Origin of the sequence: Bacillus cereus group sp. MYBK245-2, from assembly GCF_051916145.1 — a bacterium.
Lineage (GTDB): Bacteria > Bacillota > Bacilli > Bacillales > Bacillaceae_G > Bacillus_A > Bacillus_A pacificus.
The window spans coordinates 208,901-234,900 of record NZ_JBQAGB010000006.1; the positions used below are offsets into that span (position 1 = coordinate 208,901).

Sequence of the window (26,000 nt, forward strand, 5' to 3'; positions counted from 1 at the left end):
ACTGTTCCACAGAGAGCCGGTATGTTGCTGAAAGCCGGTGTGCAGACGTTATTTGAAAATCATCTCCGAGGAGCCGAGGCTGAAAGTAAGTAAGCCCGGACGGATGTCTACCGTTACAAAGAACACGTATGATAGTACGTTGCTAAGTGCTATTAGCGAAGAGCTAATAGAATTAGGGTGGTAACGCGGTTAAACCCGTCCCTACTTCATAGGGACGGGTTTTTTGTGTGCTTTAAAACATAAAAAGGAGTGATTGTAGATGAAGAAAGTAGATGTAAAAGAGTCAGCTGTAGGGAGAGAAACACGTATTCGTAAGCAGTGGAACGAGCAAAGTATTTTCGAGCAATCAATTCAGAATCGAGAAGGCGCACAATCGTTTGTTTTTTATGAAGGACCACCAACGGCGAATGGATTACCGCATGTAGGTCATGCGCTTGGACGAACAATTAAAGATGTAGTAGCAAGATATAAAACGATGTCTGGTTATAAAGTGCTAAGAAAAGCGGGATGGGATACACACGGTTTACCTGTAGAATTAGGTGTTGAGAAACAACTTGGTATTTCTGGTAAACATGAAATCGAAGAGTATGGAATTGAACCATTTATTAAAAAGTGTAAAGAGAGTGTATTCACATATGAGAAGCAGTGGCGTGAATTCACTGAAAGCATCGGTTACTGGGTAGATATGGATGATCCATACGTTACGTTAGAGAATCCATATATCGAAAGTGTATGGCATATTTTAGGGACGATTCATGAAAAAGGTTTATTGTATAAAGGACATAGAGTTTCACCATACTGCCCAAGCTGTCAAACTTCACTAAGTTCACATGAAGTTGCACAAGGGTATAAAACAGTAAAAGATTTAAGTGCAACAGTTAAATTTAAAGTGAAAGATAGTGAAAATGAATATTTCCTAGGCTGGACGACAACACCTTGGACACTTCCAGCCAATGTTGCGCTCGCTGTACATCCAAATATGGAATACGTGAAAGCGAAACAAGAAGGTCATGTATACATTGTTGCGAAAGAACGTGTACAAGATGTATTAAAAGAAGACTATGAAGTATTATCTGTCCATAAAGGCGAAGAATTAGTAAATACATCTTATATGCCACCATTTCCAATGAAGGAAGTTACAAATGGTTACCACGTTATCGCAGCCGATTTTGTCACGGCAGATAGTGGTACAGGACTCGTTCATATCGCACCGGCATACGGGGAAGACGATTATAGAGTCGTTCAAAGTGAAGGATTGTCATTCTTGCATGTTGTAGATGAGAAAGGTGAGTATACAGAGGCAGTACCATTTTTGAAAGGTAAATTTGTTAAAGATAGTGACGTAGATATCGTTCGTTATTTAGCGAAGGAGGGCTTACTATACCATAAAGAAAAGTATGAACATAGCTACCCGCATTGCTGGCGCTGTGATTCACCACTTCTTTATTATGCAGGAGAGAGTTGGTTAATCCGAACAACTGCAATTAAGGATACATTTTTACAAAATAACGATACTGTTACTTGGTATCCAGACCATATGAAACATGGACGCTTTGGTAAGTTTTTAGAAAATATGGTGGACTGGAATATTAGCCGAAATAGATATTGGGGAACACCATTAAACGTATGGGAATGTGAAAGTTGCGATCATCAATTCGCACCGAAAAGCATTGCTGATTTAAGAAAGCATAGTACGAAAGAAACACCTGAAGATTTAGAATTGCATAAGCCGTATGTAGATGAAGTGCAAGTTAGCTGCGAAAAATGCGGAGGTGCGATGAATCGTACACCAGAAGTAATTGATGTTTGGTTTGATAGTGGTTCGATGCCATTTGCGCAATATCATTATCCATTTGAAAATAAAGAGTTATTTGAAGAACAGTTTCCAGCAGATGTAATTGCAGAAGGCATTGATCAAACACGCGGCTGGTTTTATAGTTTATTAGCAGTATCGGCACTATATACTGGAAAAGTACCGTATAAACGAGTGCTATCACTAGGGCATGTATTAGATGAAGAAGGACAGAAAATGTCTAAAAGTAAAGGGAATGCACTAGATCCAGTTGATTTAGTAAATCAGTTTGGTGCAGATGCTTTAAGATGGGCACTTCTCGTTGACAGTGCTCCGTGGAATGCGAAGCGTTTTTCTGAAAGAACAGTATTGGAAGCGAAATCTAAGTTTGTAGATACATTAGTCAATGTGTATAGCTTCTACGTTTTATATGCAAATTTAGATGAGTATAATCCAGATGAAACATATGACGTAAAGCGAACGAAATTGGATGAATGGGTATTATCAAGATTGCATAGTACAACGAAAAAAGTGAGAACTGCACTTGATGATTATCAATTTACGAATGCAGCTCGTGAAATCGCGACGCTTGTAGATGAAGTAAGTAATTGGTACGTAAGGCGATCGCGTAATCGTTTCTGGGAGTCTGGTATGAATGCTGAAAAAGCAGCTGCGTATGAGACACTTCATGAAGTACTTGTGACAATTAGTAAATTAATTGCACCATTTACACCGTTTGTCGCTGAAGATATTCATTTAAATTTAACTGGAAGTAGCGTTCATTTAGAGGATTATCCAATTGTAAATGAATCACTACTTCAACCGAAATTAGAAGCGGAGATGGATGCAGTTTTACAAGTTGTTGAACTTGGAAGAAGTAACCGTAATCAACATTCTTTAAAAGTAAAACAGCCGTTAGCGGAACTTGTATTACTTGAGCATAATGAAAATGATATGGATTGGGAATTTTATCGTGATATCGTCATGGATGAGTTAAATGTAAAAGCGTTCCATGTTGAACTCGATGAAACGAAATACACGTCCTATCAATTAAAGTTGAACTTTAAAACGGCTGGGCCGAAGTTCGGTAAAAATGTGAATGCAGTAAATGGTTGGCTAAAACAATTACCACAAGACGAGGTACAAAACTTTGTTTCTACAGAAAGAGCGGTTTACGAAGGTGCATCAGGAGAAGAAATAGTTGTAACGACTGAAGATGTATTAGTAGAGAAAGTTGCGAAATCTGGATTCTCTAATACAACTAACGGACAATATACAGTAATGTTAGATACGAATGTAACGGAAGAATTGCTACAAGAAGGAGTAGCACGTGAATTCATTCGCGCCGTTCAAGAATATCGTAAGCAGTTGAATTTACCTGTTAATTTACGAGTAGATGTAATTCTTGATACAGAGGAAGAACTACAGCAAACGTTAACGAATCATAAAGAGTTGTTGGAAGAAAACTTACTCGTTAAACAATTTACATTTGGTCACTTAACGAATGAAGATGATGAACTATCTTTAGGTGAGACGAAAGTTCGTATTAAATTAAGCGCGACTAAGTAAAGAAAAGGAAGTTGGAATCATTCCAACTTCCTTTTTTGTATGATAGATATTTATCCGGCTAATTTTTTCATAATCGATTCGATAGGACCTCAAGAAAATTTCTTTCTAAAGTATTGTTTTCGCTTTACACATAAATATTGAGAAAATTTCACGCCACCTGAATGGAAAGGTAATAGAATTGTTCATAGAGAATTACTCGTAGATTCAATTTTTATTCCCCCCATTTTATGGGGAATGATTGCCTAGTGGTAATGGGATAAGGTTGAGCTACTTTATTAGGGGGAGTGGTTCTATGTTTAATAAAAAAATGGTGGCAATGGCAATGACTGTGCCGTTAGTAATGGGGACGATTACTACAGTTTCGGCATTGGAAAAACAACAGCAAGTAAAGCTAGAAGCTTATTCGCCGCAGAAAAAAGCAACTGAATATTTAAAAGAAAATGCTGCGCAGTATGGATTAAAAGCAGACCTTTCAGACTTGCAATATATTTCTACAACAGAAACGTCAGTAGCTTCATATGTTAGGTTCCAACAAGTTGTGAATGGTGCGCCTGTATTTTCAAAACAAATTACAGTTACTCTTAACGGTGAGGGAAAAGGAGTACTTGCTGTTTCTGATTATCAATCTGTTAAAGGTGTGAAGGAAGCTACGACAAAAATTAGTGAAAAAGATGCAATACAAAAATCAATGGCGTATGTTGGAGAAGCAAGTGAACAAAACTTATGGGCTCCTACAGAGAAAGAATTTGGATATATTATTGAAGAGGGAATTGCTCGTCCAGTATATAAAGTTGTAGTCCATTCTAATAATCCATTTGGTGCATGGGAAACATTTGTTGATGCAGAAAATGGAAAGTTAATTAAAAAGGTTGATATAAACCGTAAAGCAGAAGGATCAGGAAAAGTATTTTTACCTAACCCAGTCGTATCTAGCGGTAGTAAAGTAGGGTTAAAAGATAACAATGATGCAGATTCAACAGCATTAACGAACCAATTAAAGACTGTTACGTTAAAAGGTTTAGATGGGACAGGATTTTTAATTGGAGAGTATGTAACGATTTCTTCAAAAGCAAAAACGAAATCTACAAATTTACAATTTAACTATACACGCGCAAATGATAGCTTTGAAGATGTCATGTCGTATTATCATATCGATACTTTGCAACGTTACATTCAAAGTTTAGGTTTTAAAAATATTAATAATCGCTCTATTAAAGTGAATGTAAATGGAACGACGGCGGACAACTCATTTTATTCTCCGACAACGAAAGCTTTAACATTTGGTACTGGCGGAGTAGATGATGCAGAAGATGCGGGTATTATCGCACATGAATATGGACATTCGATTCAAGATAATCAAGTTCCTGGTTTTGGTAGTTCGGCAGAAGGCGGAGCGATGGGAGAAGGATTTGGAGACTTCTTAGGTGCTACGTATGAAGATGCAGTATCAACTACAGGGTACGGAAAAGCATGTGTTGGAGAATGGGATGCGACTGCTTATTCTAGTTCAGATCCAACGTGCTTACGCCGATTAGATAATAATAAAGTGTATCCGAAAGATATTACGAATGAAGTACATGATGATGGAGAAATTTGGGCACAAGGCCAATATGAAATGGCGCAAGCATTTGGTCGTGATGTAGCAACGAAAATTATTTTACAATCGCACTGGTCATTAACACCAAACTCTAAATTCAGTGATGGAGCAAAAGCGATTAAACAAGCGGATGCTCTTTTATATGGCGGACAACATGCTGCGGATATTGATCGTATTTGGGCAGCGAGAGGAATTAGTACGAATTAATATAAAAAGTCGTGGCATGTATAAGCCACGACTTTTTAATTTGCTTAAGAACTGGTACTAGTAAAGTAAGCTATACGAATGATAATGTGAATTTATTCGCATTTCATTTGTTTTTTTCGTCTTTAAAAACAAAATGCTCTTTAAATTTTCTAGACTCTACTTTTTGACCATTTCTCATGGAGCGGAAAGGGTGTTCTTGCCAAGTAATAATTACATCAACTTCATCCGCTTTTGTAGCAACTGGAAAATTAACATGTTCAAATCCAGTTTTTCCACTTGCTAAACGACTTTCCTTTAGAGAAAAGAGTTCATATTTCGTTTTTGTTTTTGGTTCGTTACGGAATACTTCGACTTGTACGTTATATACTTCACTGTTTCCAACATTTTTTACTGAAAATTGATAAGTTTGGAATTCATCTTTTTTAGCTTGAAGCTTTTTTTTGTTTACTTTTTTCGGTTCAGCAATATTCACTTGCCATTGATCAGAGTTTTGAGAGATAGGTAAAGATTTTGGTGAGTATGCGTACGTTTCATTCACTACAATTAGGCATAACAAAAGAAGAAAGAAACTAATCGCTTTTTTCATATTAACACCTCACTATAAAATTTTTATTAATATGCGTAAATAAAACGGAAAATATGTAATTAAATGGAAGGTGATTAATACTTTGATTCGAATGAATTTGAAAAAACTTGAAGAGGTAATAGATGGAGAAGGGTTATACGAATCGTTTCATCATTTAGAAATACATGGTGTCTGTATAGATTCCAAAAACATGAAAGAAGGAAATTTATTTGTTCCAATCATTAGGGTGAAAGATGGGCATAAGTATGTGAAAGAAGCAATGGATAATGGAGCTGTCGCTTCCTTATGGAAAAAGTCTTACGGTACTCCGCCAAAAGGGATTCCAATTATATTTGTAGATGACACTTTGTTTGCTTTGCAACAATTGGCACAATTTTATAGAAGAGAGATAAATGTAAAAGTAATTGGAATTACAGGTAGTAATGGCAAGACTACGGTAAAAGATATAATAGGAGGTATTTTAAGTTCAACTTATCGAGTGCATAAAACAAAAGGTAATTTTAATAGTCAAATCGGTTTGCCGTTAACAATTTTAGAGATGAAACGAGATACAGAGTTTTTAATACTTGAAATGGGAATGAGTGAAAAAGGACAAATTCGAAATTTATCACGAATAGCACAGCCAGATGTAGCGATTATTACAATGATTGGACAGTCACATCTAGAGACGCTTGGATCAAGAGAAGAGATTGCAAAGGCTAAATTTGAAATTATAGACGGATTAAATGACGATGGACTGTTCCTATATAATGGCGACGAGCCATTACTTTCTCAAAATATTAATATGCTAGGTATAGAAAGTAAGTCATTTGGTGGAAAGTATACAAATGATTTGTTTCCAACGAACGTACAATTAGATGAATATGGTGTTCATTTTAAATTAAATAATACAAAAATACAGTACGATGTTCCCTTACATGGAAAACATAATATTTTAAATGCGATTGTCGGAATTGCTGTAGGGCAATTTTACAAAGTCCCTATAGAAAAAATACAAGAAGCATTGCAGCAAATAAATATTACACAAATGCGCTTTCAGTTTTTAACCGCTAAAACAGGTTTTACAATTATTAACGATGCATGGAATGCAAGTCCCTCCTCAATGAAGGCTGCAATTGAAACGTTACAGAAATTAAATGCCTATGAGAAAAAAATAATCGTAATTGGGGATATGTTAGAGTTAGGGAAGGAAGCTAAAACATATCATAGAGAAATTGGTAAAATGTTAAATGAAGAGAGCATCCAATATGTATTTACGTATGGAGCGTTATCTGAAATCGTAGCGGAAGAAGCAAGAAAGAACTATCATACAGGAAAAGTACAGTCATTTGATAATAAAGACGAGATAGCAGAGGAAGTATTAAAAGTAATAACGAAAAAGGATGTTGTTTTATTGAAAGGTTCACGTGGAATGGCTTTAGAGGAGATTGTACAAAACTGGATGTGAAAAATCAAAATATATTTAAAAGTGCTTGCATTTTATAAGTTAAAGAGATAGAATACTCTGTAAATATAAAAAGTGATGATCAGGAAAAGTACATGATGCAAAGGTCTACAGAGAGCAATCGGTTGCTGAGAAGATTGCGATACCGCATGATGGAAAGACACCTGTGAGTGTTGCTTTGAACGTGATAATTAGTAAAAGCAAACGGTACCTACCGTTATCAGGGCTAAGATGGTCATTATGACAATTTGGGTGGTACCGCGGAAAAATCCGTCCCTATTTATAGGGGCGGATTTTTGTATTCTTTTAAGGGAGGTGAGTGACCGTGGATGATGACGATGACAACAACAATAACGTAAATAAATATAAAATTACTGGAGGGAAAAATAATGGAGTCAATAATGAAGCGTTCACTCACAAAAGAATGTACAAAGCAAAGCGGAAAAGTTGTATTACTTCAAGGATGGGTAAAAAAGATTCGTCATCTAGGTAATGTTAGTTTTTTATTAATAAGAGATCGCTCAGGAGTTATGCAATGTGTATTAGAAAATGAGTTAGCTGGATATAAGGTAGATGTGGAAAGTGTCGTTCAAGTAGTAGGCCAAATAGTAGAGACTTCGAAAACAGAATTAGGAGTTGAAGTGCTCGCTCACGAAGTGAAAATATTAAATCGCGCAGAACCACTTCCGTTTGAAATAAATAAAAAGAAATTGCAAGTTGGCTTAGATCAACTACTGAATGAGCGGGTATTATCATTAAGACATGAGAGAATCGCGGCGATATTTAAAGTGAAATCTACACTTGTTCAGAGCTTTAGTGAATTTCTTATAGAGAACGATTTCACACGTATATTTACTCCGAAAATTGTTTCACAAGGGGCAGAAGGAGGAGCGAATGTTTTTAAGCTGCCATACTTTCAAAAAGAAGCTTATTTAGCACAATCACCACAGTTTTATAAACAGATGATGGTAGCTGGAGGCTTAGAACGTGTTTTTGAAATTGCACCTGTTTACAGAGCGGAGCATCATAATTCTTCCCGTCATTTGAATGAATATATATCGTTAGACGTAGAACTTGGCTTTATTCATGATTTTCATGAAGTGATGCAATTAGAAACGGATGTTTTACGATATATGTTTCAACAAGTAGCAAAAAACTGTAAAAAAGAACTACAACTATTACAAATAGAAGTACCTGTTATTACAGAAATACCGAAAATTACATTGTTACAAGCACAAGAAATTTTGAAAAGTAAGTATAGGAAAGAATCGCCAATTGGGGATTTAGATACAGAAGGTGAAAAGCTACTAGGGAAATATGTGCAGGAAACATATAAGAGTGAATTTGTTTTCATTACACATTATCCGAAAGAAGCGAGACCGATGTATACGATGCCGAATAACGAGAATCCAGCTATTACTGATTCGTTTGACCTACTATATAAAGGATTAGAAATAACTTCAGGAGCACAGCGAATTCATAATTATGAAATGTTACGCGCTTCGTTTAAAGAAAAAGGATTATATCCAGATACATTTCAATCGTATTTAAATACATTCCGATACGGTTGTCCACCACATGGAGGGTTTGGAATTGGATTAGAGAGAGTTGTATACAAACTATTAGAATTAACAAACGTACGAGAGGCGAGTGCTTTTCCGAGAGATTGTACTCGTCTTATACCATAAAAAGAATCTTCGCGATTATCGCGAAGATTCTTTTTTAATGCTATTTTATAGTTGGTTTAAAAAGGGGAAATAGTGATCCTTTCTTTTGCTAAAAAACTTAGTAAAAGTGAGCTATCAATATGAACTATTTCATTTTTTTATGTATTTTGCATTCCAGATAACATCATATATACAGCTAAAATAACGATAGTAAAAAATAAAATAGGGCCGAAATAATCCTTTTCGACAAAAAAATCAATATATCCCTTGACAGTTACAAATATAACCGATATACTTCATATTAATTTCAAAAGAAAATATATTCTAAATATTACAATGTGTTGAATAGGAGTAGTAAGGTCGTATATTTGTACAGAGAGCTATGGGTTGGTGTGACATAGTCAAATGACATCCTGAACTCGCCTAGGAGCAGTAAGGTGGAACGGAATCACATTCTTAGTAAATCTTAACGGTTAACCTTCGATATTAGGTTTGTAATCAAACGATTACTACTAAGGTGGATTCATAATGGAATCAATAAGGGTGGTACCGCGTTAAGTAAATGGCTTAGCGTCTCTTTATATAAAGAGATGCTGAGCCATTTTTTATTTTATAGAAAAAGAAATGGAGGGTTTATTTGGATAGGTTCATAAAATTTAATTATTTATATAAAAAGATTTAATTGGGAGGAAAATAAGATGAAACAAACGGAGCAATGGACTTCGAAATTAGGTTTTATAATGGCTGCAGCAGGATCAGCAATAGGACTTGGCGCAATATGGAAGTTTCCTTATATCGCCGGGAAGAGCGGGGGAGGAGCATTCTTTTTAATTTTTATATTATTTACTGTATTAATTGGATTACCACTACTTATAGCTGAATTTATGATTGGACGTAGTACGCAAAAACAAGCAGTTGGCGCATTTAAAAGTATTGCACCAAATACAGGGTGGCACTGGATTGGACGCCTTGGTGTTGGAACGTGTTTTATACTACTTTCATTTTATAGTGTTGTAGGTGGATGGGTGTTAATTTATTTATTCAGAGGAATTACTGGACAACTAATTACACCGGGACAAAATTACGGAGCATTATTTACTGAAACAATTGGAAATCCGGCTTGGGCGATCATGGGACATTTTGCTTTTATGTTTATTACGATTTGGGTTGTATCAAAAGGTGTACAAAATGGAATTGAAAAGGCAAGTAAATATATGTTGCCAGCGTTGTTCGTTTTATTTGTCGCTCTTATTATTCGTTCATTAACACTTGATAATGCAATGAAAGGTGTGAAGTTTTTCTTACAACCAGATTTTTCAAAGATTACTTCAGAAAGTATTTTGTTCGCAATGGGTCAATCATTCTTTGCGATTAGTATCGGGATTTCGATAATGGTCACATATAGTTCCTATTTAAATAAAAAAGAAAGTTTACCAAAATCAGCAATAACAATCGTTGGGTTGAATTTATTTGTTTCATTATTTGCGGGTCTTGCTATTTTTCCAGCTGTATTTTCATTAGGAATGGAACCAACAGAAGGGCCTGGATTACTATTTATCGTATTACCATCTGTATTTAGTCAAATTCCATTTGGTGGGTTTTTCTTAACAGTATTCCTTGCACTATTTACATTTGCGACATTAACATCGGCATTTTCTTTACTAGAGACAGTTGTTTCAGCATTAGCAAATGGGGAACAAGAAAAGAGAACGAAATTATCATGGATGATCGGTTTCGGCATTTTCTTAGTAGGTATACCATCAGCGTTATCATTTGGAATATGGAGTGATATTACGATCTTCGGAAAGAATATTTTTGATGCAGTAGACTTCTTATCTAGTAATATATTAATGCCACTTGGTGCACTATTTATTAGTATTTTCGTTTCATTTAAAATGGAAAACAAGGTATTAGAAGCAGAGTTTTTTGTAGGTGGTAATTATGGAAAGAAAGTATTTACTTGTTGGGCGTTTTTACTTCGATTTGTAGCACCACTCGCAATCATTATCGTCTTTTTAAATGTAATAGGGATTATTTAACAGCAGATGTTATAATATTCAGTAAAAAAAGAAGGTGATGATCATAAAGGCGAATTTGATAGAAACAGGGGAATACATGCATATTAGAGGGAAAAAGCTATACGTTGAAACACATGGAAATCCTAAAAATAAGCCAGTTCTATACTTGCATGGTGGACCAGGGGAAAGTTGCTATGATTTTTCATTTCATCAAGCGGAACGTTTAAAAGATTCTTTATATGTAATTATGATAGATCAAAGAGGTGTTTGTCGCTCAGAAAAAATTACTGAAGACGAAGCTTTTGGATTAAATGATTTGATTGAAGACTGTGAGGAATTAAAAAAAGTATTACAAATTGAGAAGTGGTCTGTAATTGGACATTCTTTCGGTGGATATTTAGCATTGTTATATGCATCGATATATCCAAGTTCAATAGAGAAAATAATATTTGAAGGACCAACTTTCGATTTCGCATTAACAAGTAGGGCTTTGTTACAAAAGGCAGGGCATTTATTAAAAAAGTATGGAAAAGAAGAAGTAGCAAAAGAGTGCTTTGCTTATTCATCTAGCGATGCTTGTTCAAAAGAGTTGTTAGAAGCTTATATAAGAATAAGTGATGAATTAGAAGAAAAAAGAATGGAACTTTACAATTATAAGGAAGATGTGACAGACGAGAGTTTATATAGTGATGAAGAGTGGGAAGAATTTTCAAATCGCTCCAAGATTCATTTTGATAGATTAAAATTAGAAGGAGCATTTCATACTTCATTATTACGAAAAATAAAAGATGTACAAAATCCAATGCTATTAATTGTAGGAAAACATGATGTAGTAACGTGTGAAAAACAAATTGAAATATTTAATAAAGATGCCCGAAACGGCAAGTATATCGTATTTGAAGAGAGCGGTCATTCACCTCATTATGAGGAAGCAGATAGATTTGCAGAAACAGTCATACATTTTTTGAAATGAAGAAAAGGGTGCTTCTCTAAATAAGAAGCATCCTTTCTAAATTTCTGGATATGTGATTGTAATGCTAGGCCACTTACTTTGCCAATTCTTTTTTATAACTCTGTTTTTGTATATATGTAATCGTTCTTTTGATTCAAGAAAATGAGCTGTTGGTCTCACTTGTAAGGAAAGGACATCTTCAATACCGCACGGAGCTGTTAATATAACATTGTTTTTTTCGTCTAATGTAACCCCTAAAGCCGTTGCTGTTTCAGGAAATTTAGAAATAGCATCAACAGAAGAAGAGTACGGTAGCATATTATTCACTACATGCATACGAGCTTGATTTTTTACTGACCAAGGTATAGAGGCATCCAAATTTATTAGTTTCTTTTCTAATAATTGTTCGTATATCTCATCTTTACGAAAAGGGTCAAAATAAATGACATCAACGTCTGGTGTAGTTGTTCTTATTTCGTAGTTATGTAAAGTATCCCAAATTTTAGAACGAACAAACCCGGCGCAAATCCACCAATCAGGTAGCTCAAGTGATTTTGCTAATTGTAATACGTTCATCATCCATTCGTCGTTTTCTATTAAGCGAATGATATGTTGCTCTGTTTGGATATTCATTGATATATTCACCTTTCTAGTAAATTAATGTATTAGTTCAATAATCCATAAAATCCAGTAAGCACCTGGTACAAATAGTAGTTGTGCTAATAATGTACCGAAAAGTCTAGAAATCATTAGCCAACCGTACATTTTACTCATAGACTCAGCACCATTCTCTGATTGTAAAGCACGTTCTGTTAAAAGAGCGATGCGTGGATCGAGTAGTACGGTTAATAAAATTGTAGCAAAACCATTTACAAGACCAGAAGCTGTACTTGCGTTTGTTGCATAATCTGGATTTAGAAAAGAAGCGTAAAGGGCAGAAAGAACACCTGCTGTATAAATAGCAGTAGCAAACATATTAATAAGCATAATACGTTTTGGAATACCACCAATGCGTAGTCTATGAATCATTTCTAACTTTGGAAACCGTACATATTTTTTTGTGTACTTTAACTTTTGAATGTTATTCGTCTTCATCATTCGAATGAATGAACCATCTGTTTCAAAATTTTGAATGACGTATCCAAATAGTTTTGTCAAAGTTGGATACAGTATAATTGCAAGTAATGTACCGATAGAAGCAGATAATAGAACGAGACGTATAATATGCTCTAAATCAATAGAAGAATCTAGTTTTGCTTCATCGACAATACCACCGATTAAAAAGGCTTGTAGTAAGTTAGATGTTCTAGAAATAAGCAGTACCATTCCTACGACGGATAAGGCAACGGCAATCTTTTTTAAACGTACACCAGCTAATCGAATACTATAAGAGCTAGTTTCAACCGCATGGATAATAATTGTGAAAGCCATTATAAAAATTAACGTAATTGACATTTGTTTCACCAGTTTCTATTAAAATAATTGTAACTTTTTCACTTTACCATATGTATCTTTTTTTGTAACTGAAAGTATGTGACATAGGAAAAGTAATTTTTCAGAAAAAAAGATAATGATAGTATTATAATAAAAGAGGTAATAGGAAAAGCTGTTATAGGTTACTTATAAAGTAAAATGAGTGAGGGATTGAAACGTGTACACAACATATTTATTTGATTTAGATGGAACATTGACGGATCCGAAAGAAGGGATTGTCAATTCAGTATTGTATGCATTAAAAAAGGTTGGCATTGAAGAATTACATATAAGCGAGTTAGATTCATTTATTGGTCCACCCATCCAGCAATCATTTGTAGAGAGATATAATATGAATGAAGGAGAAGTTGAACGAGCTGTTTTTTATTTCAGAGAATATTTAAAGCAACGTGGATTGTTGGAGAATAATGTTTACGAGGGTATTCCAAATCTTTTAAAACAATTAAAAGATACTGGAAATCGTTTATTTATAGCAACTTCAAAGCCTACTATATTTGCTGAACAAGTTATAGAGCATTTTCAACTAACAAATTATTTCGAAGGTATCATTGGAAGTAATTTAGATGGTACAAGAATAAAAAAAGAAGAAATCATTGCTCATATTTTACAAACAAATGAAGAACTTAATAAAGAAGAAATTGTTATGATTGGAGATAGAAAGCACGATATAATCGGTGCGAATTATAATGAGATTGCTTCAATTGGTGTTTTATACGGTTATGGTAGTGAAACAGAATTGACTGAAGTTGGTGCGACTCATATCGTAAATGATGTAAAAGAACTACATCATTTTTGTTTAGAAAATAGTTTGATAAAGAAGTAAATATAGAGACTAATAATCCCTTTATAACGTATGATGATGAAATCGTTTTTGTTTAAAGGGATTTTTTATATGTAATCGAATATGTATAATTAGACATTTTTAGCATGAAAAATTTGTATGAATAAGAGGAGGGATGTCAGAATCAAAAGATTAGTAGTAGAAGTTTATCAATAAAAGTTTGAATTTTCTGTTAAAGGAGGGGTATAATTGGAGCTAGTTATTATATTATTAGCACTTAGTTTACTTATGTTTGTAGCTTATAGAGGCTTTTCTGTTATTTTATTTGCACCGATTTTTGCTTTATTTGCGGTATTTTTGACAGAGCCTAGTTTTGTATTACCGTTCTTTTCGAATATTTTTATGGAGAAAATGGTAGGTTTTATTAAACTATATTTTCCTGTATTTTTACTCGGGGCAATATTTGGGAAAGTAGTAGAAATGTCAGGGATTGCGGACTCAATTGCAAAGACAATTATAGAGTTAGTTGGTGAAAAACGTACAATATTAGCGATTGTATTAATGGGTGCTATTTTAACGTATAGTGGTGTTAGTGTGTATGTAGTAGTGTTTGCTGTATATCCGTTCGCAGCTAAGTTGTTTCGACAAGCGAATATTCCAAAACGTTTAATTCCTGGAACAATCGTTCTTGGAGCGGTCACGTTTACGATGGATGCGCTACCTGGATCACCACAAATTCAAAACGTTATACCTACAACGTTTTTTAAAACAGACATTTATGCTGCGCCGATACTTGGTATTGTAGGGGCAATTTTTGTACTTACGTTAGGTTTACTATATTTAGAGAGTAGACGTAAGAAGGCGAAAGCAGCTGGAGAAGGATATTTTGGTTTTAACGATGGGAATACGGAAATGGCAGCTTCTTTACAAGCAGAACAAAAAGATATGCAGCTGGTTAAAAATATTGAAATTACAAGAGCGCAGCAAGTAATTGCTTTTATACCACTTATTTTAGTAGGTGTAATGAATAAAGTTTTTACTATTATGATACCGAAGTGGTATCCGAATGGTTTTGATTTTTCTGCAATTGGTATGAAAGCATTTGGAAAAGTAGAATTAAGTGCAGTAGTTGGAATCTGGTCAGTAGAATTAGCACTTATCATAGGTATAGTAACAACGTTATTATTATATTGGAAACGAGTAGTAACAGGATTCCAAGCTGGATTGAATACAAGTATTGGTGGAGCGCTACTTGCAACAATGAATACAGGAGCTGAGTTTGGATTCGGTGGTGTTATCGCAGCACTTCCAGGTTTTGCGATTATGAGAGATGGCATTTCTGCCACGTTTACCAATCCGCTAGTGAACGGAGCAGTCACGACGAATATTTTAGCTGGCATTACAGGTTCTGCATCAGGAGGAATGGGAATCGTTTTAAGTGCAATGGGTGATAAGTTTATTGCAGCAGCTAATCAATTCGATATTCCGTTAGAAGTAATGCATCGTATCGTATCAATGGCATCAGGAGGAATGGATACATTACCACATAACGGAGCTATCATTACTATTCTTACAGTAACTGGGTTAACACATAAACAATCTTATAAAGATATATTTGCTATTACAGTTTTGAAAACGTTTGCTGTATTTTTAGTTATCGCGTTCTATACTTTAACAGGAATTTATTAAATAGATATTTTATAGACGAAAATATTAATTAGGGAAAGAAGAGGTGGAGTACTTGCAAGAAGTTGCTGAATTTCGTATGCCGAAGTCTGTATTATATGGAAGAAATTCGCTTGAAAAACTGGGGGAACAATCCAAGAAGTTTGGAAAAAGAGCTTTTATAGTAACTGATACAATTATGGAGAATTTAGGATATGTTGAGAGTTGTATACAACAATTAAATACAAAAGGTATTACCGTTATTACATATAATAAAGTAAATGCTGAGCCTACAAATATACATGTGTTAGAGGCGTTAACTATTTGTAAAGAGGAAAAGTGTGATTTTATTATCGGTCTTGGTGGTGGAAGTTGTATTGATGTAGCAAAAGCAGTTACGGTGTTATATACAAATGGCGGAGAAGTAGAAGATTATGTCCAAAAGGATATGGAAATAGACAATGATCCGCTACCGCTCATTGCAATTCCAACAACTTCGGGTACTGGGTCAGAAGTAACAAGTGTAGCAGTAATTACGAATAAACGAACAGATGTAAAAATGATGATGAAACATCCGAGTTTTACCCCGCAAGTAGCGATTATTGATCCGATTTTAACACGTTCTGTACCACCTCATATTACAGCAGCAACAGGGATAGATGCATTATGTCATGCAGTCGAAGCATATATTTCTAAAGTTTCACAATCACTTACAGATGTACTCGCTCTTTCCGCTATTGAAAGTATTATGAAATATTTACGTATTGCATATGAAGATGGAGAGAATATGGAGGCAAGAGAAGCGATGATGATTGCTTCCTTACAAGCTGGAATTGCATTTTCAAACGCATCTGTTACATTAGTTCATGGAATGTCAAGACCAGTAGGAGCGTTATTTCATGTACCACATGGTATATCAAATGCAATACTATTACCTACAGTTTTAGAGTATACAAAAGTGAGTGCAGTAAAAAGACTAGCAGAAATTGGACGCTGTTTAAATAAAGATATGTATTCCTATTGTGATGAAGAAGTAGCCGATTACACGCTCGGGGAAATAAAAAAACTTTGCTTTGATCTTCGTATTCCAAATTTAAAAGAATACGGAATTGGTGAGGTTGAATTTGAAAAAGCTATTTCTAAAATGGCATCAGATGCAATTGAAAGTGGAAGTCCAGCAAATAATCCACGAGTACCATCCTATGATGAAATTAAACAGTTGTATCGAGAATGTTTTCATTATCGATATGAAGATTCTATAAAAACATTAGAGTTTTAATTTCAGAATATTCTTATAAAATTTCCTTGGAAATAGGTTAAAACAAGACTTTATATTTTGAACGTAAAGTCTTGTTTTATTATGTATAATATACATAATAAAATGTTTGAATCAGGTTATAAAAATAGTGTGAGGTAGGTGTAGTAGTTATGAAAACAATAGGATTAATTGGTGGTATGAGTTGGGAATCAACTGCTGAATATTATCGAATCATAAATGAAGAAATAAAAAAGAGATTAGGAGGGTTACATTCAGCAAAATGTATAATCAATAGTGTGGACTTTGAAGAGATTGAACGGTTCCAATCTAACGGAGATTGGAATGGAGCAGGAGAGGTATTAGGGAATGCAGCATATTCGTTACAGAGTGCAGGGGCAGATTTTATAATTATTTGTACAAATACAATGCATAAAGTAGTTGAGAAAATAAAGGAGAATATTCATATTCCAGTCTTACATATCGCAGATGCAACTGCGAAAGAAATGAAAAGAAAAGGTATTCAAACTGTTGGTTTACTTGGAACAAAATATACAATGGAGCAAGATTTCTATAAGTCACGTATTGAAGAAAATCATATAAAAGTAACAGTTCCATCGAAAACGGATAGGGATAAGATAAATGAAGTAATATATACGGAATTGTGTTTAGGAAAAATAGTATCACAATCTAGAGAGTATTATAAGAGAGTTATAGAAGAGTTAGTACAAGAAGGGGCACAAGGAATCATATTAGGTTGTACAGAAATAGGATTATTAGTTAAACAGGAAGACGTATCAGTTCCAATATTCGATACAACTTATATACATGCAGTTGAAGCAGTTCATTTCGCCTTACAAAATAGATTATAATTATATTATGTAATCTAGTTCGTGTATGTGGAAAACATTCAGAAAATATTTTATAATGTAAGTGGTTACATTGAAGGGGGAATGCGTGTGTTTTCAGTTCAACCAATCGCATTTGTACATAATGAAAGAAAGGAAATAAAAGATGATGAGTGGGGAGAAGTAAAATCCTATATTACTTTAACTGAAATGTATACAGAAGAAAGTATACAAGGGATTGAAGATTTTTCACATATTGAAGTTGTTTTTTATTTTCATAAAGTAACTGATGAACAAATTCAATATTTTGCTAGATATCCTAGAAATAATCATGATTATCCTAAAGTAGGTATTTTTGCACAGCGTGGAAAAAATCGTCCGAATCGTATAGGAGCAACCATTGTAAAGGTAATCAAAAGAGAAGGTAAATCAATTATTGTTGAGGGGTTAGATGCTATTGATGGCACCCCTGTATTGGATATAAAGCCAATAATGAAAGAGTTTATGCCGAAAGAAGAAATTGTACAGCCTAAATGGGCAACGGATATAATGAAACGGTATTGGAAGGGGAATGGAGTAAAATGAGAATATATGAGGCAACAATTGCAGATTTAGATGGACTAGCATCGGTTTTTAATAACTATCGTATGTTTTATAGACAAGATTCCGATCTAGAAGGAGCAAAAGTATTTTTACGAAATCGAATGGAGAGAAAAGAATCTGTTATCTTCGTAGCAGTTGAAGATGGTGAATATATTGGATTTACACAATTATATCCATCATTTTCTTCTATTTCGATGAAAGAATTATGGATTTTAAATGATTTATTTGTACAAGCTGCTAAGCGCGGGGCAGGAACAGGGAAAAAATTATTAGAAGCTGCGAAAGGATTCGCCTTAGAAAATGGTGCAAAAGGTGTAAAATTACAAACAGAGATTGATAATTTATCAGCACAGCGATTATACGCTGAAAATGGATATTTGAGAGATAATCGTTATTTCCATTACGAATTAACGTTTTAAATAATATTAAATTAAAAGAGGCGCTTTCATTTTGAAGGCGTCTCTTTTAATTCGCATTATAGTTGACTTAAAATCCAATTTGTCGCATCTTCAAAGTTTTCTGCAATGTAGTTTGGTTCAATATGTGCCCACTTGTCTCGGTACGTATGTAAAGCGTCGTATCCAGCACCTGTTCGTACTAAAATCGTTGTCGCATTCACTTTTGCTCCTGCAACGATATCAGTCCAGCGATCACCAATTACAGCACATTGTGTTAAATCAAGCCCGTGTTTTTCGGCTGCTTGTAGCAGCATGCCTGTATTTGGTTTACGACATTCGCAACCATCACCGTGTTTATGAGGACATACGTAAATATCATCAAAACCGAAGCCTTTTAATTCTTGTGAGAAATCGGCTATGGTCACTATCCCATCCGCGATACCTGGTTGATTTGTGAAAGAGAAAATTTTTATATGATTAGCTTTTAATTTTTGCAGTGATGCTTTTGTAAAAGGAAATAATGTAAATGATCCTGGGTAATGTATTGTAGTGTCGCCGCCAATTGTACCGTCACGATCAATGAAAATTGCTTTAATAGTTGTCATAGTTATAGTCCTTTCTATTAAGAAGTAATTTAAAAATGTTTTACAAATCGATATCCATTCACTTCATATCCTAATTTTTTGTAAAAAGGATGAGCTTCTACTCTTTTTGTTCCACTAACTAGCCATGTGCCAATGCAATTATGCTTCTTTGCTAATTGCTCTGCATAATCCATTAATGCTTGCCCAACGCCTTTCCGTCGTATTGTAGAATCAACGCTAATAATTGAAATTTCTCCATACCGAGTTACATCTTCTAAATTTTCACGTATACGAAACCCAAGTAATCCAAGTATAGTTTTTTCTTCCTCATAAACATATAAAAAATCAAAAGGACTCATTTGTACGAATTGCAATCGGTTGTTCATATCTTCATACGAAATAGAGGAACCTTTTAATTCTTTTGTTAAAGAACAAAGTGCATCTATATCGTCTATCGTAGCTTCACGAATTTGAAAAGACATATTATCCACTCCAATTAAATGTAATCAAACATTAAGTATTCTGTTAAAAAATATTTATTCCTGCTATGAAAATAAATATTTTATAATGATATATAGATAGTTATATGTTATTCTTTTCCTAGTTTGTATTGGAAATGGAAAGAAGGGGAATGTATGTTAGAAGTAAATATCCGTTCTGCTGGATATGAAATAGGTGAAAAAACAATTCATGATATTGCCTTTTCGATTGAGCAAGGCGAATTAGTTGCTCTTATTGGCGCAAATGGTGCCGGGAAAAGTACAACGATTAAAACGATGCTCGGGTTACTTGTAAATGTGGATGGTGAAATATCATTTGGCGAGAAGAAAAATCCGTATGCATATGTGCCAGAACACCCGACATATTATGATTATTTAACGCTTTGGGAACATATTGAATTATTAATGGCTGCTCGCGAGAACGAAGCCGGAAGCTGGGAACGGAAAGCTGAAGAGTTATTACATATGTTTCGAATGGATAAGCATAAACATGAGTATTTATCAAAGTTTTCAAAAGGGATGAAACAAAAATCGATGCTTATATTAGCATTTTTAACTGAACCAGATTTTTATATCATTGACGAACCTTTTATCGGTTTAGATCCGGTAGCTACGAAAGAGTTTTTAAGTTATTTATATAAAGAAAAAGAACGCGGGGCAGGAATTTTACTTTGTACGCACGTATTAGATACAGCTGAAAGAATTTGCGAAAGATTTTTACTCATATCTCAAGGTACATTAGTCGCAGATGGCCATTTAGAGGCAATTCAAATGTTAGCAGAAATGCCAGGAAGTTCATTATTAGACTGTTTTGATGTAATTGTAAGGCGTGAACAACATGATTAAAAAACAATTTTATAAAAGATTACGCCATGAACTAGGGCGGAAATGGAAGTCCATACGTTCTATAACGGATTGGACGGTTGCGCTATATATTGTTATTCCAGCATTTATATTTATGGGGATTTATTATCGTTCACTATGGACGGAAGAATTATCGATGGGAGAGACTGTTTATTTCGGATTAAGTCTACTCGCATTTTATGCGATTACATATGGAAGAGGAGTTCGCTCATTTTTTGAGCAAGCGGATAGTTTATTTTTAATTTCGTACCCCGCTCACATGCAAAAATTAATCCAGTATGGCATGACATATACGTTTATTCGAATAGCAATAACGAATGTAGTAGTAGTTGTTGCGATGTTACCAGTGTTGATGAAAAGTATTGGAGTGACGAAGATACAAGTCGTATTATTTTGGCTATTCTTTACTGTATTTCGATTTTTGTTGGCGTTATTAACGAGATTTATTCATGTACGTGTGGGGAAACGATGGCTACTATGGATTATAAAAAATGTAATATTTTCTATAAGTCTATCCTTTTTTGGATTGAGTTTGTTTCTTATTTATAAAAATCCATGGTATTCTATACTAAGTATCGGTCTAACAGTGTTTCTAATTATCATATTGATAAAAGAAAAATTAAATTATAAAAATTGCTTTTTTAAAGAAGTTGAGAGAGAAAAAGAAGAAAGTATGCGCTGGACGAGTCGGATTATGCAAGTTGGTGGTCATACAGCTAAACCGAGTAGTTCGAATAAAAAGGCGTGGATGTTTCCATGTTCTAAAAAGTTTTTAGGGAAGAAAAAGGATTCTCGTATTGTTGAATCCTTTTTAAAAGAATTTTTCCGTACAAGTAGTGCGCGAATATTTTATATTCAAATTGTATGTATAAGTACTGTTAGTATTATTATGAGTCCGAAGTGGATTGCCGCTATTATTCTTGCATTTGCTTTATTTGCAATTTCCCGTTATGCGCGCGACTATTGGAATGAGTTTACGAACAAAATGTTTCTTCATTTATATTGTGATGAAGGCAAATTACTCTTGTTAAGATGGAAGACAGATCGCTATTTATTATTTCCAGTAATACTTTTGTATGGAATAGTTATACTTTCTCATTTTTATTTATTACCAGCTGTAATTGCCGGAATTATTTTTATAGTATTAATTGGTTGGATAGTATTCTTACCATAGAAAAAAGAGCCGAAAAATGGCTCTTTTTTCTAATCCGTAACACATTGATAAATAAAATATACTAAAACGAGTATGCTTGCGGCGGAATACATGACATCTAAAGTCATCGGATCTCCTCCTCATTGTTGTTGTATTTTATTGTATGAAATCTTACAATTTCATATTCAAGTGAAAAATATGTGAACGTTAACAAAATTGTAAAGTGCAAAAATTACAATCATTTTGTATAATAGAGAAAACAACCGTTATATAAAATATAATGAGTGAAAGGGGAGGAAACATACATGCCAAATTGGTTTAGAAAAACCTTAGTCGCATTAATTACCGTATTTACATTTGGTTTAGTGACGCCTCCTTCCATATTGCTTGATAATGCCAAAGCTGCGGACAAGCCTACGAGCACAGCTGGGCAACAAAATTTGGAGAGTACGTCCTATACATATGAAGAAACGAATGACAGGTTAACCACCGATACTTTTATTACGTATGCAATGCAAGAAGCAGAGAAGCAGTCGATGCAAAAGTTTGGAACTAAAATTGGTCCAGTAATTGAAGATGAATTTAAAGATGTAATATTACCGAAAATTGAAGAGGCAATTGCTGAGCTTGCCAATGATGTACCAGAAGATTCACTACAATCATTAGCGATTTCCCAAAAACCAGCTGGTGGGAATAATGAAAAAATCTTTCACGTTTATGACACGAAATCAGGAAATGACTTATTGCGATTTCATGTAAGGAGAGATCATCCACCGCAAGATGGTTACTATTTTAATTTCCACTATCACCGTTTTGATGATGGGTACTCTGGACACCATGAGTTAGGGAATATTTATTGGAATACGAATGTACCGCCAAAGTGGCTTTCTTAAAAAGAACAAGAGAAAATCTTGTTCTTTTTTATGTGTATGGAAGGGTAAGACAACTACGGTGTTGAATAAGATAGGTTTAGAAAAAGAAGCAAAGGGAGTATGGGAATGCAAAAATATATTGTTTTTGACTTTGATGGCACATTAGTAGATTCACAAAATACATTTGTACCAATTTATAATCAAATTGCTAAAAAGCACGGATATAAAACGGTAAAGGAAGAAGAAATTGAGTATTTACGTAAATTAACGATGCCAGAGAGATGTAAACAACTCGATGTACCATTGTATAAACTACCGATATTAGCACTAGAGTTTTATAAATTGTATCAACCTGCCATAAAAGATCTTATTTTGTTCCATGGGATGAAGGATGTATTAGATGAGTTACATAAAAAAGGCTACGGAATTGCAGTCATATCATCCAACTCAGAAGAGCATATTCGGGCATTTTTACACAATAATAATATAGAAAATATACAAGAAGTATATTGTTCTAAAAATTTGTTCGGTAAAGATAAAATGATAAAAAGATTTTTAAAATCGAAAAAAATAACTGAGCAAGATATGTTATACGTCGGTGACGAACAGCGAGACGTAGCAGCGTGTAAAAAGGCTGGGGTGAACGTAATATGGGTATCTTGGGGATATGATGTCATTGAAACAGTGAAAAAAGATGCACCAGATTATATGGTCAATACACCGATGGAAATTGTGCAAGTAGTACAAGGAGCGTATTCTTAATAGGAATAAACTTCGAGCAGGCATTCATCATATGTAATTTTGGGTAGCGTATACACCAAATGTAGAAATGTAAGGGGGGAATATACATGAAAACAATTACAACATGGCAAAACAATATACAAATAGTAAAAGATGCAACGAATATTGTAGAAATTTCTAAAGGTTTTTCACCGGATAAGAAATATATAGTTACGACAATTGATGAGGAAAAATATTTGTTACGGATTGGCGATATACAAGAGTATGAAAGAAGAAAAATAGAGTTTCAAATTTTAAATGAAATGGTAAAACTTAACGTACAGGCACAAAGGCCAATTGAAATAGGTATATTGGAAGAAGAAGGTGTATGCTATAGTATTTTTTCATATTTAGAAGGGGAAGATGCGAAGAAGCTATTGCCTACATATTCACCAAAAGAACAATATGAAATTGGTATAGAGGCAGGAAAAGATTTAGCGAAAATGCATACATATGAAGCTCCTAATGATATACTTCCATGGTATGAAAGAGCAATGAAAAAACACCAAAAATATGTAGAGGCATACAAAACATGCGGAATAAAAATAAAAAATGATGATAAAATCATTAAGTTTATTGATGAAAATGAAATGTATTTACAAAACCGCCCAAATCGATTTCAACACGATGATTTTCATTTAGAAAATATAATTGTACAGGATGGGAAATATGTAGGTGTTGTTGATTTAAATGGTTATGATTGGGGCGACCCACTTCATGATTTCGTAAAAATTGCACTATTTGCAAGAGACATTAGTATTCCGTATTCAATCGGACAAATAGAAGGATACTTTAGTGGGAGAATACCAGAGGAGTTCTGGAAATTATATGCGGTGTACGTTGGCATGACAGTTTTCTCTTCAGTTGTCTGGACATTACGAGCAGCACCACATATGTTAGATGATATGCTAGAGCGTCTTACTGTAGTTTTAGAGGATCATAAAGACTTTGAGCTATTAAAGCCAATTTGGTTTCAACCAGAAAAAATTGATATAAAAAATAAAAGGCAGGTGTGAATCACATCTGCCTTTTATTTTTTACCATTCTTCGTTTTGAAGTAGTTGCAATGCTAATTTTAAATCTACATCTTCTTGTATATGTTCTGGAGTCCACGGGATATGTATATGTGGTTGTATACCAATTCCGGACATTCCTTCGCCTTTATCTATAATGGAAAGTCGTGAAGTAGGGTAGTAAAGAGCGAATGTATCAGCCCATTCCATTACTGCTAAATTAGAATAATCATTTACACCAGCAGTAGGACGACCTATTACTTTTACTTTCAATGATTTTTTTGCAACTTCCACAAAAGAATCGCCAGAACTCCCACATGTAACATCTGTTAATATAACTACTCTACTAGGTGATTTTCGTCCGTGTATTTTTAATGATTGAAGTTCTTTTGGTAAACTAGAAGTATTAAATGTAACGAATCCTTTTTTATAATTCTTTTTTAAATCTTGAATAAACATATTAGTGAATAATTTGGAAAGTTCGTCTAAAGAATCATAATCTTCCCTTTCGATGTCTTTCATACGTAAATGAAAGTTTCGTTCTGTATGATTTAATTGCATTGTTTCTGAAGAATCGAAAAGAGAAATTTCTTTGTCTTCAAATAAGTAAGGAAGTAGGTTGAAAAATGCATCATCACTTCCGCCACGATTTAATCGCACATCTATGATTAAATTTGGAAAAGCATTAAGCTCATCTTTGTGTGAGTCTAATAATGTATTGATAGCTTCAGCATTTGCGAAGTCCGTCAAAGTAATTAAGAGTGTATTTTTATTACATTTTTCTATTGAATATATAGGTGTATATTTGCTCTGTTTATACTTTTGTAAAGTAATTGTGTGGGTCAATCCATTTTCATCTATAAGTGTACAATTTGAAAACTTTGATAAAACATATCCCCATTTTTCACGTTCATATGAATTCTCATTTAAATACTTCTTATATTTTATTAATAAATCAGGGATTTTCATATTGTCTAATGCAAGGATAGCTTGTCCTTTTTTTACTCTTTTTTCAGCTGAAGTAGATGTAATATATAAGCGATCTTCGTATCTTTTCACTTGGAAGCCCACATTGTTAAGAGGTTGATCGCTAGTGCTAATTTTGAAAAACATATGATTGTCTTTATAGTCTAGTAAGTAGTCATTTACAATTTCAGTAAAGCGTACTGGTGTTAGTTCTCCTTGTTCCTCTAGTTTCTCGATTGAATGTAAATAAGTAGTGGGATCGTCCCATCCCTTCTTATCTATACAGCCTGAATAATCGTGATGAGTAATTGAAACAACTTCTTTGAAAATTTCTGTGTACATAGCTTTTCCTCCGGATAATTTAATTAGATAAATAATAGAATTCGGTATCC

23 protein-coding genes and 3 other annotated features (1 of these 26 cut by a window edge) are annotated in these 26,000 nt (G+C 34.1%); of the genes, 17 read left to right on the forward strand and 6 right to left on the reverse strand.

The features are described 5' to 3' along the window. Positions 1-206, forward strand: a binding site (T-box leader) (it extends 34 nt beyond the left edge of the window). 53 nt (positions 207-259) lie between these two features. Then, entirely contained in the window at positions 260-3,361 is a 3,102-nt protein-coding gene (gene ileS / locus ACTFRN_RS13170) for an isoleucine--tRNA ligase (RefSeq protein ID WP_000754932.1), read from the forward strand. A gap of 292 nt (positions 3,362-3,653) precedes the next feature. Next, on the forward strand, positions 3,654-5,165 hold the full coding sequence (locus ACTFRN_RS13175) for a M36 family metallopeptidase (protein WP_000482289.1): 1,512 nt from the start codon (positions 3,654-3,656) through the stop codon (positions 5,163-5,165). 103 nt (positions 5,166-5,268) lie between these two features. Here ACTFRN_RS13175 and ACTFRN_RS13180 read toward each other — a convergent pair whose 3' ends face one another. Further along, the gene (locus tag ACTFRN_RS13180) at positions 5,269-5,751 is read right to left on the reverse strand and encodes a hypothetical protein (protein WP_000709327.1); all 483 of its coding nucleotides are present in this window, start codon (positions 5,749-5,751) and stop codon (positions 5,269-5,271) included. An 82-nt stretch (positions 5,752-5,833) separates the two neighbouring features. On the opposite strand from ACTFRN_RS13180, the gene ACTFRN_RS13185 reads away from it, so the two are divergent. The 4 genes from ACTFRN_RS13185 to ACTFRN_RS13200 all read left to right on the forward strand — a co-directional run bounded on the left by ACTFRN_RS13185 (position 5,834) and on the right by ACTFRN_RS13200 (position 11,853). Then, the gene (locus tag ACTFRN_RS13185; RefSeq protein ID WP_000620654.1) at positions 5,834-7,198 is read left to right on the forward strand and encodes a UDP-N-acetylmuramoyl-tripeptide--D-alanyl-D-alanine ligase; all 1,365 of its coding nucleotides are present in this window, start codon (positions 5,834-5,836) and stop codon (positions 7,196-7,198) included. 66 nt (positions 7,199-7,264) lie between these two features. Beyond that, positions 7,265-7,476 (forward strand) — a binding site (T-box leader). Between the two features lie 108 nt (positions 7,477-7,584). Beyond that, positions 7,585-8,883 carry an aspartate--tRNA(Asn) ligase gene (aspS, locus tag ACTFRN_RS13190; protein ID WP_074568036.1) on the forward strand — a complete coding sequence of 433 codons (1,299 nt, stop codon included), beginning with the start codon at positions 7,585-7,587 and terminating at the stop codon, positions 8,881-8,883. Between the two features lie 311 nt (positions 8,884-9,194). Further along, positions 9,195-9,443 (forward strand) — a binding site (T-box leader). A gap of 117 nt (positions 9,444-9,560) precedes the next feature. Beyond that, positions 9,561-10,901: a sodium-dependent transporter gene (locus tag ACTFRN_RS13195; protein ID WP_014893785.1), complete on the forward strand. Its 1,341-nt coding sequence runs from the start codon at positions 9,561-9,563 to the stop codon at positions 10,899-10,901. 37 nt (positions 10,902-10,938) lie between these two features. Further along, positions 10,939-11,853 (forward strand): alpha/beta fold hydrolase, encoded by a 915-nt coding sequence (locus tag ACTFRN_RS13200; RefSeq protein ID WP_074568035.1) that lies wholly within the window; start codon positions 10,939-10,941, stop codon positions 11,851-11,853. 36 nt (positions 11,854-11,889) lie between these two features. Here the strand turns inward: ACTFRN_RS13200 and ACTFRN_RS13205 are convergent, their stop codons facing one another. Further along, positions 11,890-12,465, reverse strand: a complete 576-nt coding sequence (locus ACTFRN_RS13205; RefSeq protein WP_001025801.1) for a nucleotidyltransferase family protein — start codon at positions 12,463-12,465, stop codon at positions 11,890-11,892. A 24-nt stretch (positions 12,466-12,489) separates the two neighbouring features. Continuing rightward, positions 12,490-13,287 carry a lipid II flippase Amj family protein gene (locus ACTFRN_RS13210; protein WP_000028910.1) on the reverse strand — a complete coding sequence of 266 codons (798 nt, stop codon included), beginning with the start codon at positions 13,285-13,287 and terminating at the stop codon, positions 12,490-12,492. Positions 13,288-13,483: 196 nt separating this feature from the next. On the opposite strand from ACTFRN_RS13210, the gene ACTFRN_RS13215 reads away from it, so the two are divergent. From ACTFRN_RS13215 to ACTFRN_RS13240, 6 genes are all read left to right on the forward strand, one after another. Then, a complete protein-coding gene (locus ACTFRN_RS13215) occupies positions 13,484-14,149 on the forward strand; it encodes an HAD family hydrolase (protein ID WP_000288831.1) in 666 nt (221 codons plus the stop codon). A 207-nt stretch (positions 14,150-14,356) separates the two neighbouring features. Then, positions 14,357-15,796, forward strand: a complete 1,440-nt coding sequence (locus ACTFRN_RS13220; RefSeq protein ID WP_000424303.1) for a GntP family permease — start codon at positions 14,357-14,359, stop codon at positions 15,794-15,796. A 52-nt stretch (positions 15,797-15,848) separates the two neighbouring features. Beyond that, complete coding sequence (gene eutG / locus ACTFRN_RS13225) at positions 15,849-17,051, forward strand: alcohol dehydrogenase EutG (protein ID WP_088106653.1); 1,203 nt, start codon at positions 15,849-15,851, stop codon at positions 17,049-17,051. Positions 17,052-17,200: 149 nt separating this feature from the next. Then, complete coding sequence (locus tag ACTFRN_RS13230; RefSeq protein WP_000848545.1) at positions 17,201-17,899, forward strand: aspartate/glutamate racemase family protein; 699 nt, start codon at positions 17,201-17,203, stop codon at positions 17,897-17,899. Between the two features lie 87 nt (positions 17,900-17,986). Beyond that, entirely contained in the window at positions 17,987-18,460 is a 474-nt protein-coding gene (locus tag ACTFRN_RS13235) for an SAM-dependent methyltransferase (protein WP_000493234.1), read from the forward strand. Beyond that, positions 18,457-18,897 (forward strand): GNAT family N-acetyltransferase, encoded by a 441-nt coding sequence (locus tag ACTFRN_RS13240; protein ID WP_001223874.1) that lies wholly within the window; start codon positions 18,457-18,459, stop codon positions 18,895-18,897. The genes ACTFRN_RS13235 and ACTFRN_RS13240 overlap by 4 nt, the downstream gene beginning before the upstream one ends. A gap of 56 nt (positions 18,898-18,953) precedes the next feature. Here the strand turns inward: ACTFRN_RS13240 and ACTFRN_RS13245 are convergent, their stop codons facing one another. Next, complete coding sequence (locus ACTFRN_RS13245; RefSeq protein ID WP_000207510.1) at positions 18,954-19,481, reverse strand: HAD-IIIA family hydrolase; 528 nt, start codon at positions 19,479-19,481, stop codon at positions 18,954-18,956. A gap of 29 nt (positions 19,482-19,510) precedes the next feature. Beyond that, a complete protein-coding gene (locus ACTFRN_RS13250; protein ID WP_000009784.1) occupies positions 19,511-19,942 on the reverse strand; it encodes a GNAT family N-acetyltransferase in 432 nt (143 codons plus the stop codon). 153 nt (positions 19,943-20,095) lie between these two features. Here ACTFRN_RS13250 and ACTFRN_RS13255 point away from each other — a divergent pair, with 153 nt between their 5' ends. The 5 genes from ACTFRN_RS13255 to ACTFRN_RS13275 all read left to right on the forward strand — a co-directional run bounded on the left by ACTFRN_RS13255 (position 20,096) and on the right by ACTFRN_RS13275 (position 24,645). After that, the gene (locus tag ACTFRN_RS13255; protein WP_000895244.1) at positions 20,096-20,806 is read left to right on the forward strand and encodes an ABC transporter ATP-binding protein; all 711 of its coding nucleotides are present in this window, start codon (positions 20,096-20,098) and stop codon (positions 20,804-20,806) included. Further along, entirely contained in the window at positions 20,799-21,998 is a 1,200-nt protein-coding gene (locus tag ACTFRN_RS13260) for an ABC transporter permease (RefSeq protein WP_014893784.1), read from the forward strand. Before ACTFRN_RS13255 ends, ACTFRN_RS13260 begins: the two co-directional genes overlap by 8 nt. 284 nt (positions 21,999-22,282) lie before the next feature. After that, positions 22,283-22,870: a YpjP family protein gene (locus tag ACTFRN_RS13265; RefSeq protein ID WP_001134412.1), complete on the forward strand. Its 588-nt coding sequence runs from the start codon at positions 22,283-22,285 to the stop codon at positions 22,868-22,870. A gap of 105 nt (positions 22,871-22,975) precedes the next feature. Further along, positions 22,976-23,611 (forward strand): HAD family hydrolase, encoded by a 636-nt coding sequence (locus ACTFRN_RS13270; protein WP_001175006.1) that lies wholly within the window; start codon positions 22,976-22,978, stop codon positions 23,609-23,611. 86 nt (positions 23,612-23,697) lie between these two features. Further along, positions 23,698-24,645 carry an aminoglycoside phosphotransferase family protein gene (locus ACTFRN_RS13275; protein ID WP_000849689.1) on the forward strand — a complete coding sequence of 316 codons (948 nt, stop codon included), beginning with the start codon at positions 23,698-23,700 and terminating at the stop codon, positions 24,643-24,645. Between the two features lie 21 nt (positions 24,646-24,666). Here the strand turns inward: ACTFRN_RS13275 and ACTFRN_RS13280 are convergent, their stop codons facing one another. After that, entirely contained in the window at positions 24,667-25,950 is a 1,284-nt protein-coding gene (locus ACTFRN_RS13280) for a S41 family peptidase (RefSeq protein ID WP_000287830.1), read from the reverse strand. Between the last annotated feature and the right edge of the window lie 50 nt (positions 25,951-26,000).